Source organism: Nonomuraea harbinensis (assembly GCF_019396385.1).
In the GTDB taxonomy this organism is placed as follows: Bacteria; Actinomycetota; Actinomycetes; order Streptosporangiales; family Streptosporangiaceae; genus Nonomuraea; species Nonomuraea ferruginea.
On record NZ_JAHKRN010000008.1, the window covers coordinates 1 to 12,737 of the forward strand.

The following is a 12,737-nucleotide window of genomic DNA, read 5'->3' on the forward strand; positions in this document are numbered from 1 at the left end:
TCAGCCGCTTCCTCTCCCGACCGCGGCCGCCGCCGGAGCGACGCTCCTCCCCGCGGCACAGGCCGTCGCCGGCACCGGCCAGGTGGCCGGCACCGCCGTCGTCGTGCACGAGAAGCCGATTCTCTGCAAGCACCGCAAGTGCGGGCACCGCTACAGGTGCCACAGCTGCGGCCACCGTCGCGGCTGCCACAACTGCGGGCACCGCCACCACGACGGCAACTGGTTCTTCAAGAACAAGGGTCACCACCACCACCGCGACCTCGACGATGACGTCGACGACGACGAGTTCGAGCACAAGGGCCGCCACCACGACGACGGGTTCAAGCACAAGGACCGCGACGGCGGCTGGGGCAAGCGCAAGGGCGACGACGAGCGCGGCGAGTGGGACGGGCGCAAGGGCTACCAGGACCGCGGTGACTGGAAACAGTACAACGAGGACCGCGGCGAGTGGGACAAGTACAAGGGCGACCGCGCCGAGTGGGACAAGTACAAGGGCGACCACAGCCGCGGCGAGTGGGACACGTACAACGGCGTCCAGGACCACGGTGACTGGGGCAAGTACAAGGGCGACCACGGCGAGTGGCAGAAGTACAACGGCGACCGCGGCGAGTGGGAGAAGTACGGCGACGGCGACCGCGCCCGCGGCGACTGGGGCAAGTACAAGGCTCCGCACAAGGAGAAGTGGGGTCACGGCTACTACGCCAAGAAGCACCACCACCACAACAACAAGTGGTGGGTGTGGCCGTTCGTCGAGAACGGCAGCGAGCCGTGGTGGCGCACCGACCAGAAGAAGAAGACCGTCTGAAAAAACCGCTGGGGCCCGTCGCCCGTAGCGGAGGGGAATGAACCCGCCGCTCGTTTTCCGGCCCGGCCGCAGGCCGTGGCGAAAATCCGGCAGGCGGATTCCCTTCGGTGATTCATCGTGCGGACGAAATGCCGCACCCGTTTCGACGGGTGCGGCATTTCGCGTTCCCCGGGGTTGACGGGCCGATCCGAAGAAGTCATCATGTGATGAAATAAGGGGTGGGCCATGCGCAGGACATCAGCCGCGATCGGCAGTGCGATCTTCTTCCTCGCCGCCCCGGGCGTCGTCGCGGGCCTGGGCCCCTGGTGGGTCTCCGGCTGGGAGCCGCGCTCGCCCCTGCCCGGCGCCTGGATGATCCCCCTCAGGGTGGCGGGCGTGCTGCTGCTCCTGGCCGGGGCGGCCGTCGTCGTGGACGCGTTCGTCCGGTTCGTCGCCGAGGGCTCCGGCACGCCGGCCCCGATCGCGGCGCCCGGGCGGCTGGTCGTCGGCGGCCTCTACCGCCACGTGCGCAACCCGATGTACGTGGGCGTCCTGGCGGCGATCCTGGGGCAGGCGCTGCTGTTCGGCGACGCCGGGCTGCTGGTGTACGCGGCGGTGGCCGGGGCGGCGATGGGCGCTTTCGCGCACTGGTACGAGGAGCCGCGCCTGCTCGGCAGGTTCGGCGCCGACTACGAGCGATACCGCCGCGCGGTGCCCGGGTGGTGGCCGCGCGTCCGGCCGTACCACCCCTGACGCCGGTCACTCCAGCGGGTGCCCCAGGCGCAGGATGCGCCGGTCGCCGCTCACGGTCACCTCGCTGACGGTCCACATGCGCTCGTCGACGACGGTGCCGTCCATGGTCATGTAACCCCCGACGACCAGCAACGGGCGGCCGCCGATGAAGAAGAGCTCGGCCCGCGCCTCGGTCTCGTCGCCGAACCCCAGGATGAAGTCGTCGTAGTCCAGAGGGGCGTCGAGGATCATGCCCGGCGCCAGGTGGGGGCGGGAAGTCTGGAACAGGTGCACGTTCACGGGGGTCAGCTACCCGGATTCCTGATGATCGTGCACGCTATGGCGCTGATGTGCGTGGATGCGATGAAATGTCTCCATCCCGAAAGGTTGGAGTATCTGTGCCCCTGTTCGATCTGCCGCTTGAGCGACTCCGCGACTACCGCCCCGACCGTGACGAACCCGCCGACTTCGACGCGTTCTGGGCCCGCACGCTCGCCGAGGCCCGCGAGTTCGCGCTGGACGCGGAGTTCACCCCGTACGAGCTGCCGTTCGCCCACGTGGACGCGTTCGACGTCTCGTTCGCCGGGTGGGGCGGGCACCGGATCAACGGCTGGTTCCTCATCCCGCGCGGCGCCGGGGCCCCGCTGCCGTGCGTGATGCACTACATCGGCTACAGCGGCGGGCGCGGCTTCCCGCACGACCACCTGATGTGGCCGGCGGCCGGGTACGCGGTGTTCGTGATGGAGACCCGCGGCCACGGCGGCGCCAGCGTGCAGTCGCCCGGCTCCACCGGCGACCCGCACGGCGCGGCGGGCCCGCAGGCTCCCGGCATGATGACCCGCGGGATCATGGACCCGGACGACTACTACTACCGCCGGGTGTTCGCCGACGCGGTCAGGGCCGTCGACGCGGCGGCGGCCCACCCGTCCGTGGACGCGGGCCGGATCGTGGTGTCAGGCGGCAGCCAGGGCGGCGGCATCGCGCAGGCCACCGCCGCGCTGCACCCGTCGGTGGCGGCGGCGCTCGTGGACGTGCCGTTCCTGACGCACTTCCGCCGGGCCGTCGAGATCACCGACCGCGACCCGTACCAGGAGCTGGTCCGGTTCCTCGCCACCCGGCGCGAGGCCGCCGACCAGGTGTTCCGGACGCTCTCGTACTTCGACGGGGTCAACTTCGCGGCTCGGGGCACGGTGCCGGCGCTGTATTCGGTGGCGCTGATGGACTTCGTCTGCCCGCCGTCGACGGTCTTCGCCGCCTACAACCACTGGCAGGGGCCGAAGGAGATCACGGTGTGGCCGTGGAACGGCCACGAGGGCGGGAGCGGCTACCAGCGCGAGGAGCAGCGCCGCCACCTGGCCGCGCTGTTCGCCTGACCCCGCCTGGCACGCCGCCGATCCGGCACGTGGACCGTGCCGGACCCGGCGGCGTGCCGAGCTGCGGTGTCAGCCGGCGCGCTCGGTCACCAGGAAGGACACCGCCCCCTGGTCGTCGGCGCCGGCGTCGAGTGACTTGTCGTCCAGCACCGTCGCGGCCACCGGGTCGAGGTAGACGCGGGCGCCCTCCGACTCCACGACCGCGTCAGCCGGCTCGGGAGCCGTGGCCAGGGACAGGGTCAGCGAGCTGGCGTCGTCATCGCTGGAGGCGATGCGGATGCCGCCCTGCGCCGGCTCGGGCGCGCCCGCCGTGAGATTGCGGATCGCCTGGGCTGCATTAGCTGTCAGGGTGAGCACTACGGCTCCTCCTCGGATTCGACGTACATGAGTCGCCTGCCATTCCCCGGTCTGTCCGGGTCCTAACCTTTGTGGCCGGGACTTTTACCGGCGAACCGGCGTGGCGTGGCGGGCCGGGCCCGCCGGGCGCGCTTGGATGACTCTCCGTCAACGCACCATCACAGATCGTCGGGGGATTCAGCATGTCCGTTCCGCGCCCGTACCTCGCCCTGCTCCTGGCCGCCGTGACCGCCGTCACCGGCTGCAACAGCGGCCCCAGCACGTCCGCGGGGCTCGCCACGCCCGCCTCGCCCACCGCGGCCTCGCCGGGGACGGCCTCTCCCGCTCAGCCCTCCGACCAGGACCGGATCTGGCTCCGGGAGATCCACCAGGGCAACATGGCCGAGATCCAGGCGGGGGACCTGGCCCAGCACAAGAGCACCTCCGAGGCGGTCCAGAGGCTGGGCACGATGCTGGTCGAAGACCACACCAAGCTCGATCAGGAGGTCGTGAAGACCGCCGAGCAGCTCGGCGTCAGCCTGCCCAAGAACACCTCGGGCGAGCAGAAGAAGGTCATCGCCGGGCTCCGCGACGCCTCGCGCGCCGACTTCAACCAGGAGTTCCTGATCGCCATGCGCAAGGCGCACGAGAAGGCCATCACCGCCACGCAGACCGAGATCCAGAGCGGCACGTCGCCCCAGGTGAAGCAGCTGGCGGAGAAGGCGCTCCCGGCGCTGGAGATGCATCTCGACGAGATCGGCAAGATCCCCGGCGGGGAGGCGCCGGCGCCGGACAGCGGTGCCCCGGCCCCGGAGAACTCCTGAGGCGTCAACCCCGAATTACGCAAAACATCCCGGGTGAGCGTGCGTTTGTGCAGGTATGGGGGTATTTGCCCGTCTTGAGCCACCTGTCGGTCCGGCGAAGCGGCCGTCAGAACGAACAATTCGGGGGAATCGTCGTGGCTATGCAGACAGAGATCCGGAGCCTTTTCGACTGCGATGTCATCGACTCCGATGGTCAGCGGGTCGGCAGGGTCGGCCAGGTCTACCTCAGCGACCGCACGGGGGACCCGGAGTGGGTCACGGTGCGCACCGGGATGTTCGGCATGAAGCAGAACTTCGTGCCGCTGACCGGTTCGCGCCGGTCCGGCAACGAACTGCGCGTCCCGTTCGTCAAGGAGATCATCAAGGGCGCGCCCAGCATCGACGTGGACGAACACCTGACCCTGGAGGAGGAGGCCGGGCTCTACCGCTACTACGGCATGCAGCCGTCCACCATCCCCAGCCAGCGCAAGCCCGAGGGCACGACCGGAACGACCACCGGAAAGACCGGAACGTCCGGAACGACCGCCGGGATGACCGGAAAGGTCACCGGGCCCGCGCCCGAGCGGCGCGGCGCGCGGGGGACCGAGCGGGACGTCGACATGACCCGCTCCGAGGAGACGATGCACGTCGGCAAGGAGACGAGGGAGGCCGGCCACGTCCGGCTGCGCAAGTACGTGGACAGCGAGAACGTCCAGGAGAGCATCCCGCTGGAGCACGACGAGGTCGTGATCGAGCGCGAGCCGATCTCCGGCGGCCAGCCCCTGGAGGGGCGCGAGCTGGAGGAGGACGAGGAGTCCATCACCCTGTACGAGGAGCGCCCGGTCGTCGGCAAGGAGACCCGGCCCGTCGAGCGCGTGCGCCTGCACAAGGAGAGAGTCCGCAAGGACGAGACGGTGCAGGGGGAGGTCCGCAAGGAGCGCTTCGAGGTCGACCGGGACGGCACGACCATCGACGAGCGCGACGAGCGCGACGACCGACGAGGGCGCTGACGCCCTCTTTCGCGCGGTTCTCAGGCGAGGGCGCACGGTCGCGCCCTCGCTTTCAGATGATGAAAGAACTCACATAGCGCAAAGAAACCCCCGAATTCGGGCGCGCCTGATCCCGCTTGCGGGCTGTCACGACCCGTTACTCCGTGGTTGCTCTCTTACCCTCCCGCAGGGTAGCCGCGCCTGACCTTCGGGTTACATGGCGGACGGCTCGCCCGTGGCCCCCTTCCGCGGCCGAGATCCCCTTTCCGAGCACTACCGGAACGGTTTCGGGCGGTCTTCCACGCCGGCTGACCGGCGCGCCTGAAGGTTCCTGCGAGCCGCCCTGTGACCCACGGGGGCATTCCAACGCATTCGTTAAGTAGCAGTTGACAGCTTGACGGTAAATGGCAGGATCAGGGCGTGAACAAGTAGTTCAGGGTTTACAGAGCACTTCGCGGATGTCCTGAAAGGGGAGGTGACCAGCGAGATGAGCGTTACCCCCGACGGCGCCGCACCGACGTCACGGCCGACCGCGACCCAGAACCCGTTCGGTAGGAGCCCCGCCATGCACGTCCACCCCGATTACCGCCACCCCTACGACGGAGACCGGCAGCCGCCCAAGCCGCGTCTGGCCGTCTACGACCACCTGGAAGAGATCGCCGCACCCGAGCCGATCGAGCCTGACACCCAGGTCACCGAGCGGCTGTGGCAGATCCGGGAGATATCGAACAGGGCCATCGGCTCCATCGACGACCTGCTCAAGCGCACCGCCTGATCGCGAACCAATGAGGGGGGAGACCCGGCGAAGCGGCCGGCGACCCGCGGGGAATGTCTCGGCTCACCAAGGAGTGTCATGCAAGGTCACACGCGACTGGCGTCAGCAGTACGCGACGTCGGAGCACACCGCGCGCGGATGATCGCGGGCGTCGCGCGGCCCCAGAACGTCGACGAGGTACGCGCCGTGGTGCGGCGGGCAGCCGTCGAGGGGCGTCGTCTATATCCGCTGAGCACCGGGCGCAACTGGGGCATGGGCTCCGGCGTGCCGGCCAAGGACGAGAACGTGGTCGTCGACCTCAGCGCCATGAACCGCATCCGCAGCCTGGACCTGGAGAACGGCTTCGCCGTCATCGAGCCCGGAGTGACCCAGCGCCAGCTCGCCGAGGAGCTGCGCGACACCGACTGGATGCTCAACGTCACCTCCTCGTGCGCCGACACCTCCGTGGTCGGCAACGCGCTGGAGCGCGGCGACGGCTCGATCCGCTCCCGCGTGCACGACCTCGCCGGGCTAGAGGCCGTGCTCGCCGACGGCAGCCTCGTCAGCACCGGCGGGCTGGACCACTGGGGCCGCTACCGCGGCGCCGTCGCCGGCCCCGACCTGACCGGCGCCTTCGTCCAGCACAACCTCGGCATCATCACCGCGGGCGTCATCGCGCTGGTGCCCCGCCCGCAGGCCATCGGGCTGGTGCACGCCCGCATCCCGCGCGACCAGGCCGGCCGGGCCGTGGGCGCGGTGGGTTCGTTCCTGCGCAACGGCAACCCCGCCGACGGGCTGCTGCGGGTGCGCGAGCTGTCGCTGACGCCCAGCCGGGGCGGCTGGATGCTCCCGGACGGGGTGGACCCCGAACTGCTCACCATCGTCGGCCCGCTGCTCGGCAGCGGGGAGACCGTCCGCCTGGCCGAGGACCTGCTGCGCAAGCACCTGCTGGAGGTCGAGGGCGCCGAAGGGCTCCGCGTCCTGGACGCCGCGGCGGTGAGCCCCGACGACCCCCTCTACCCGCGGGCGCTCATGGCCCAGGGCATCCCCAACTGCCTGAGCGTGCACAACGCGCTCGGCGTCACCTCCTGCGACGACGTCGACGCCGGTCAGATCGGCTTCCTCGTGCTGCTGCCCAAGCTCCCGATGGACGAGATCTCCACCGAGAACCTCCTGACCGTGCTCCGCGCGGCCGTCGAGTGCAACGGCACCGCGGCGATGATGGAGTGGAACATGGTCAGCAGGAACCTCGCCAACGGCGTCATCCAGATCTTCTTCGACCGGGGCGTGGCGGACGCGCCGGCCCGCGCCCACCGCCTGCGCCAGGACGCCAACGGCCTGCTGCGCGGCTACGGCTGCCCCATCTACCGCTCCGACATCGACAACGCCGCCGCCGACGTCTACGCCCAGTCCTCGACGGCGACCCTGTCCATGCTCTACCGGCTCAAGGGCGCGCTGGACCCGTACGGACTGGTCTCGCCGGGACGCTACAGCGCCTGACGGCGGCGGGGACGGGAAGGCACGACCGCCGCCCGGCGCGCCGGGCGGCGGGAACGACATCCGGGCTCTCATGGAGGTGGCCACGTTGCGTCAGTCGCCAGTCGTCGATACGGGCTCATACCCGGTCACGCGAAAGCCCGCACGCGGGCGCGGCACGCTGCTGCGGCTGGTAGGCGCCGGCGTCATGTTCACCGTCATGGCCGACACCACGGCCACCACGCTCGCCGTCGGCCTGATGCAGCACGGCGACGCCGGGAACGCCCTGCCGCTGAACGACCTGCTCTGGCTGACCAGCGCCGCGTTCGTGCCGATCGCGGCCCTGCTGGCCACCGCGGGACGCTGGGCCGACCTGTTCGGCCGCCGCCGCGTGCTGATCATCGGGCTCGTGGTGTTCGTCCTCGGCGGGCTCGCCACGCTCACCGTGCCCGACTGGCCGATGGTCCTCGCGGCCAGGGCCGTGCAGGGGGTCGGCGCCGCCGCCATGATCCCGGCCAGCCTCGCCGTGCTCCTCGGCGAGCTGCCCGAGCACCAGCGGCGCGGCGCCATCGCGCTGTGGAGCTCCGCGTCCGGCGTCGGCTGCCTGCTCATGCAGGCGGGCGGCGGCTGGCTGGCGGAGGGGTTCGGCTGGCGCGCGCTGTTCGCGCCGGTCGTCGTGGTCGGCATGCTCCTGCTGCTCGCCGCCACCTGGCTGCCGCCCGGCCTGCCCGCCGGCCGGAGCGGCGCCCGGACGCGGCCCGACATGCTCGGCGCGGTCCTGCTGGCCGCCTCGATCGGGGCCATCGTCCTGGCCATCTCCAAGGCGACCTCGTGGGGCGTGGTGTGCGCCTACCTGGCCGCCGGCGCGCTCGTCCTGCTGGTCCTGTCGCTCCTGCGGTCCCGCCGGCACCGGGTGCCCGCCGTCGACCTGACGCTCTGGCGGCGGCCCGGCTTCGCCTGGGGCTGGCTCGCGACCTGGGGATTCGGCGTGCTGTCGTACGGCCTGCTCGCGCTGCAGCCGCTCTACCTCCTGCACCTGGGCTTCCCCATGCTGGAGGTCGCGCTGTGGCTGACGCCCACCTCCGTCGCCGTGGCGGTGACCGCGTGGCTGGGCGGCAAGGTTGTGCGCAAGCTGGGCCCGTACGGGCTCATCTACGTCGGCGCCACCGCGTGCGGCGGCTCCTGTGTCGTGGCGCTGGCGCAGAGCGGTCCCACGCTGTGGGGGCTCGCGGCGAGCGTCGGCGTGGGCGTCGGGGTGGGGGCGCTCGCGCCCGGCACCTCCATGGCCACCACCCTGGCCGCCCAGCCGCACCAGTACGCCTCCGCGGTGGGCGCGGCCGTCATGTCCCGCATGGTCGGCGGCGCCGTCGGCGTGGCCACCGTGTCGGTCGTCATCGGCCACCCCTTCATGGTGGGCCCCATGGGCGGTCTGGCCAGCGCGCTGGCGGTGTGCGTGGCCGTCTCCGTGCTGGTCGGCACGCTCGCCCTGATCAAGATGCTGCGGATGCCGCACGCCACCGGCGAGGTCATGGTCCTGGTGCCCCGCAAGATGCTGCTGGAGCTGCGCATGCAGCTGGCCACGGTCGCCGCCGAAGCCGACGCGCTGCTGCCCCCGCAGCCCGCCGCCGACCCCGGCCACCCCGCGGTCCCGGCGGTACCGCCCCAGCTGGGGCGGGGCCAGGCCCACGCCATGAGGCCCGGCTCGCAACCCCGCGTGCACGGGGGCACGCGTCTCGCAAGAACACCAGAAGGGCTCTCATCATGGCAATGACGACATCCTGCGACGTAGCGATCGTCGGCGCCGGTCTCGGCGGCTGCTTCCTGGCCCTGTTACTGGGCCGCAGCGGCCGGAGCGTCGTCGTCGTGGAGCAGGGCACGGCCATCCCGGCCGCCGGCGCCGACTTCGTCAAACGCCCCGGCATGGCGGTCCTGGCCCGGCACGGGCTGGGGAGCCTGGTGGAACGGCACTCGCTCAAACGCGACATCGTCCGCTACTACCACGACGGCGAGCCGATCCAGGAATGCCGTTACCCCGACGGCTTCCTCATCCGCCCCTACCGCGAGCTGGTCGAGGTCATCTACTCGTCCTGCGCGATGGAGGGCGTCGAGTTCTGGTTCGACTCGCGGATCGAGAGCCTGGAGCGCGACGGCGACCAGGTGGCCCGGCTGGTCCTGGCCGACGGCCGCGAGCTGCGGCCCGGCGTGGTCATCGCCGCCGACGGCACCCGCTCGATGGTGCGCCAGGAGCTCGGCATCACCAAGGAGACCACCTCCTACCCGCACATGCTGCGGGTGGCCACGGTGCCGCTGACCGCCAGCGTCGCCCGGCTCAACCGGCTCTACTTCAACTCCGCGGGCTGGTTCAGCTACCTCTATCCGGTCAACGAGGAGCAGGCTCGCGTGTTCGTCGGCCTGCCGCTGGAAGACGACGACGAGGTGTTCGGGCACGGCCTGCTCGTGGACGCGCTCAAGGAGTTCGTCACCGAGAACGACGACGCCTACGACGTCCTCGGCCCCGCGCACTGGCAGAAGATCCCGGTGGCGGCGATGCGCGTGCCGGTGTACCACAAGGGCAACGCCGCCCTGCTCGGCTCGGCCGCGTTCGCCTGCCACCCGATGACCGGCATGGGCATGAGCTACACCATGCACGACGCCGAGATCCTCGCCGGGATCATCTGCGCCGCCGAGGGAGACCCGGCGCTGCTGGAGAAGGGGCTGGAGACCGGGTACGAGCCGCGCAGGCACGCGCACGGCGAGCTGATCGACTACGGTGACGCGCTGTCAGGGACGTTCCACGACAAGGCGGCCTACCTGGACGTGTTCCGCGAGGACCTGCACGTGTTCGGCGACACCGAGCCGATCGGCGACGGGTACGTCAGGGTGCTGCGCTGAGCACCGCCGAGCCGATCCGGTCCACGGTGGCGAAGTCGCCGATGCGGTTCTTCAGGATCCCGACGGCCAGCCCGGTCCGGGTGTCGGCGAAGGCCACCGTGCCGCCGCTGCCCGGCATGCCGAACACGGTGGGCGCGGCGAGCCCCGGGGTGAGCCCGATCGCGTAGCCCAGCCCCCACGCGGCCTCGACGCCGGTGACCTCGTCGAGGCCGCGCACCGCGGGCGCCGACAGCTCGCGCAGCCGCGCCGGCGGCACCAGTTCGCCCGTCAGCAGCGCGTCGTAGACGCGCGCCACCGCACGGGCGGTCATCGTGCCGCCGGCCGGGATCTCGGCCGTGAGCACGTCGCGCCGGTTGCTGAACCCGGCGTCCGGCATGGCCGCCATCGGCGCCGCCGTGTAGCCGCCGACCACCCGGAAGAACGGGATCCCGTTCCGCAGCGACGGCGGCGGCGTCACCGGCGGGGCGACCTCCTCGATCCGCGCCAGCCGGCCCAGCTCCGCCTCCGGCACGGCGAAGAACAGCTCGCCCGAGACGCCGAGCGGCCCGGCGACCTCCTCCTCCAGCACCTGCGAGATCCGCTTGCCCGTGGCCCTGCGCACCACCTCGCCCAGCAGGTAGCCGAAGGTCTGCGGGTGGTAGCCGCACCGGGTGCCCGGCTCCCACCACGGCTCGGCGTCCGCGATCGCCGCGCACATCAGGTCCCAGTCGCACAGGTCCTCCGGCGTGGTCGCCTCGGGCACACCGGGCACGCCGGCCTGGTGGGAGAGGGCGTGGCGGATCGTCGCCCGCTCCTTGCCGCGTGCGCCGAACTCCGGCCACAGCTCGGCGATCGGGGTGTCGTACGAGAACGCCTTCCGCTCGGCCAGCACGTGCACCACGGCCGCGGTGACGCCCTTGCCGGTCGAGGTCGCGTACACGGGGGTGCTTGACGTGAACGGCCGCCCGGTCGCCGCGTCCGCCACCCCGGCCACCACGTCCGCCAGCAGCTCTCCCCGCCGGTAGACGGCCACCTGCAGCCCGCGCTCCGCGCCCGACGCCACCAGCTCGTCGGCGATGTCCTGCACGATCTTCTGCATGTCTGTCACCTTAACGCTGGTATGACCGCCCTGGTGGCAGGAAGTCATCGGCGGGCCGGCCCCCGCCACGGAGGACGCGGCGTCATGGCGTCGTGAGCCCGGGCTTCGCGCCGTCCTGACGCGGTGGGCGGCCCGCCGCGGTGACCACCAGCTCCGCCCGCCCGGCCACCTCCGCCACCTCGAACCCGGCCGCGCCGAGGATCGTGCGTAACGCGAGCCGGACGGCCGTGCGGATGGTGTCGTGACGGGAGGGGTCACCGGACGGGACGCTCCAGCGCACCACCACGCCGCGCTCCGGGTCGCACCACACGCTGAGCCCGCCGTCGCTCGGCTTGCGGGACGGCGCCACGGCGAATCCGGCGTCTCTGAGCTCCTGGCACACCAGGCGCTCCAGCTCGGGATCCGCCACGTTCATGACAACTCGCTGCCCATGACCGCCCGCCGCGAACCTACCCTCAGGTGCGAGCGCCGTACCTCCCGTACGATGGCGGGCGTGCGCGTGGGGGAAGCCGTGGACACGGCCCGACGGTGGGTGCGCGACGAGGGCGCCCGCCTGCCCGGCTTCGGCGGCGCGTTCCTGACCGGCTCGGCGCTGTGGGCGCCGCCCGGCTCCGCGCTGCCGCCGCACTCCGACGTGGACGTGATGGTGGTGCTCGACGAGCCCGCCGGGCACGGACGCAAGATCCGGTACGGGGGAGCGCTCCTGGACGTGTCGTTCCTGCCCGCCACCCGGGTGGAGTCGGCCGAGGCCGTGCTGCGCGACTACCACCTGGCCGGCGCCTTCCACCGGCCCGGCGTGCTGGCCGACCCCACCGGGCGGCTGTCGGACCTGGGCCGTGAGGTGTCCCGCCGGTTCGCCGGGCGGCGCTGGGTGCTGGCCCGCTGTGACCACGCCCTGGAGACGGTCCGCGCCCGGCTGGCCGGCGCCGGCTCGCCGGGGCCCCTGCCCGACCAGGTGAACGCGTGGCTGTTCGGCACCGGGGTGACGGCGCACGTCCTGCTGGTCGCCGGGCTGCGCAACCCGACCGTCCGCCGCCGGTACGCGGCCACCCGCGAGCTGCTCGCCGGCCGCGGCCTCGGCGACCGCCACGAGCACCTCCTCGACCTGCTCGGCTGCGCCGCCATGACCCCGGGCCGGGTCCGGCGCCATCTGGACGGGCTGGAGCGGCTCTTCGACACGGCCGCGCGGGTGGACGCCCCCGGCTACCGCTTCGACTCCGACATCACCGCCGCCGCCCGGCCGATCGCCGTCGGCGGCAGCCGCGCCCTCATCGACGCCGGCCTGCACCGGGAGGCGGTCTTCTGGCTGGCGGCCACCTACGCGCGCTGTCTGCTCAAGCTCGCCGCGGCCGGTCGGCCGGCCCCCGAGGACTCCCTCCTCGAACTCCTCTCCGACCTGGGCGCGGACACCCCCGCCGCCCGCCAGGCCCGCGCCGCCACCGTCCTGGCGGCCCTCCCGTCCCTCCGGCGCACGGCGGGACACCTGGCCCCGCCCGCCTGACCACGCGCGTACTCCCCGC

General features: G+C 72.0%; 14 protein-coding genes. 10 read left to right on the forward strand and 4 right to left on the reverse strand.

The window, feature by feature from the left end:
• Positions 1-805, forward strand: an 805-nt coding sequence (locus KME79_RS10565) for a hypothetical protein (protein ID WP_219544281.1), incomplete at its 5' end; no start/stop codon positions are given.
• Between the two features lie 225 nt (positions 806-1,030).
• Positions 1,031-1,537: a methyltransferase family protein gene (locus KME79_RS10570; protein ID WP_219544282.1), complete on the forward strand. Its 507-nt coding sequence runs from the start codon at positions 1,031-1,033 to the stop codon at positions 1,535-1,537.
• A gap of 6 nt (positions 1,538-1,543) precedes the next feature.
• Here KME79_RS10570 and KME79_RS10575 read toward each other — a convergent pair whose 3' ends face one another.
• Complete coding sequence (locus KME79_RS10575; protein ID WP_148032117.1) at positions 1,544-1,816, reverse strand: hypothetical protein; 273 nt, start codon at positions 1,814-1,816, stop codon at positions 1,544-1,546.
• Between the two features lie 98 nt (positions 1,817-1,914).
• Here KME79_RS10575 and KME79_RS10580 point away from each other — a divergent pair, with 98 nt between their 5' ends.
• The gene (locus tag KME79_RS10580; RefSeq protein ID WP_219544283.1) at positions 1,915-2,889 is read left to right on the forward strand and encodes an acetylxylan esterase; all 975 of its coding nucleotides are present in this window, start codon (positions 1,915-1,917) and stop codon (positions 2,887-2,889) included.
• 69 nt (positions 2,890-2,958) lie between these two features.
• Here the strand turns inward: KME79_RS10580 and KME79_RS10585 are convergent, their stop codons facing one another.
• The gene (locus tag KME79_RS10585) at positions 2,959-3,246 is read right to left on the reverse strand and encodes an iron-sulfur cluster biosynthesis family protein (RefSeq protein ID WP_148032115.1); all 288 of its coding nucleotides are present in this window, start codon (positions 3,244-3,246) and stop codon (positions 2,959-2,961) included.
• A 182-nt stretch (positions 3,247-3,428) separates the two neighbouring features.
• Between KME79_RS10585 and KME79_RS10590 the strand changes: the two genes are divergently transcribed.
• The 6 genes from KME79_RS10590 to KME79_RS10615 all read left to right on the forward strand — a co-directional run bounded on the left by KME79_RS10590 (position 3,429) and on the right by KME79_RS10615 (position 10,139).
• Entirely contained in the window at positions 3,429-4,049 is a 621-nt protein-coding gene (locus tag KME79_RS10590) for a DUF4142 domain-containing protein (RefSeq protein WP_187281202.1), read from the forward strand.
• 140 nt (positions 4,050-4,189) lie between these two features.
• Complete coding sequence (locus KME79_RS10595; RefSeq protein ID WP_219544284.1) at positions 4,190-5,038, forward strand: DUF2382 domain-containing protein; 849 nt, start codon at positions 4,190-4,192, stop codon at positions 5,036-5,038.
• A 466-nt stretch (positions 5,039-5,504) separates the two neighbouring features.
• Positions 5,505-5,792, forward strand: coding sequence for a hypothetical protein (locus KME79_RS10600; RefSeq protein ID WP_148032111.1), 288 nt, complete (start codon positions 5,505-5,507; stop codon positions 5,790-5,792).
• A 78-nt stretch (positions 5,793-5,870) separates the two neighbouring features.
• Complete coding sequence (locus KME79_RS10605; RefSeq protein ID WP_148032110.1) at positions 5,871-7,271, forward strand: FAD-binding oxidoreductase; 1,401 nt, start codon at positions 5,871-5,873, stop codon at positions 7,269-7,271.
• Positions 7,272-7,356: 85 nt separating this feature from the next.
• Positions 7,357-9,018, forward strand: a complete 1,662-nt coding sequence (locus tag KME79_RS10610; RefSeq protein ID WP_219544285.1) for an MFS transporter — start codon at positions 7,357-7,359, stop codon at positions 9,016-9,018.
• Complete coding sequence (locus tag KME79_RS10615; protein ID WP_219544286.1) at positions 9,015-10,139, forward strand: FAD-dependent monooxygenase; 1,125 nt, start codon at positions 9,015-9,017, stop codon at positions 10,137-10,139. Before KME79_RS10610 ends, KME79_RS10615 begins: the two co-directional genes overlap by 4 nt.
• Here the strand turns inward: KME79_RS10615 and KME79_RS10620 are convergent.
• On the reverse strand, positions 10,123-11,217 hold the full coding sequence (locus tag KME79_RS10620) for a serine hydrolase domain-containing protein (RefSeq protein ID WP_246639633.1): 1,095 nt from the start codon (positions 11,215-11,217) through the stop codon (positions 10,123-10,125). The two genes, KME79_RS10615 and KME79_RS10620, sit on opposite strands and share 17 nt — an antisense overlap.
• Before the next feature lie 82 nt (positions 11,218-11,299).
• Complete coding sequence (locus tag KME79_RS10625) at positions 11,300-11,632, reverse strand: hypothetical protein (RefSeq protein ID WP_148032106.1); 333 nt, start codon at positions 11,630-11,632, stop codon at positions 11,300-11,302.
• Positions 11,633-11,710: 78 nt separating this feature from the next.
• Here KME79_RS10625 and KME79_RS10630 point away from each other — a divergent pair, with 78 nt between their 5' ends.
• Positions 11,711-12,718, forward strand: coding sequence for a hypothetical protein (locus KME79_RS10630; RefSeq protein ID WP_219544288.1), 1,008 nt, complete (start codon positions 11,711-11,713; stop codon positions 12,716-12,718).
• The last annotated feature ends 19 nt before the right edge of the window (positions 12,719-12,737 follow it).

What these genes read in the sequence shown, in the direction of transcription:
- KME79_RS10570 (WP_219544282.1), top strand. Translation starts at nt 1,031, where the DNA reads ATGCGCAGGACATCAGCCGCGATCGGCAGTGCGATCTTCTTCCTCGCC.
- KME79_RS10600 (WP_148032111.1), top strand. Translation starts at nt 5,505, where the DNA reads ATGAGCGTTACCCCCGACGGCGCCGCACCGACGTCACGGCCGACCGCG.
- KME79_RS10620 (WP_246639633.1), bottom strand. Translation starts at nt 11,217, where the DNA reads ATGCAGAAGATCGTGCAGGACATCGCCGACGAGCTGGTGGCGTCGGGC.
- KME79_RS10595 (WP_219544284.1), top strand. Translation starts at nt 4,190, where the DNA reads ATGCAGACAGAGATCCGGAGCCTTTTCGACTGCGATGTCATCGACTCC.
- KME79_RS10625 (WP_148032106.1), bottom strand. Translation starts at nt 11,632, where the DNA reads ATGAACGTGGCGGATCCCGAGCTGGAGCGCCTGGTGTGCCAGGAGCTC.
- KME79_RS10615 (WP_219544286.1), top strand. Translation starts at nt 9,015, where the DNA reads ATGACGACATCCTGCGACGTAGCGATCGTCGGCGCCGGTCTCGGCGGC.
- KME79_RS10590 (WP_187281202.1), top strand. Translation starts at nt 3,429, where the DNA reads ATGTCCGTTCCGCGCCCGTACCTCGCCCTGCTCCTGGCCGCCGTGACC.
- KME79_RS10605 (WP_148032110.1), top strand. Translation starts at nt 5,871, where the DNA reads ATGCAAGGTCACACGCGACTGGCGTCAGCAGTACGCGACGTCGGAGCA.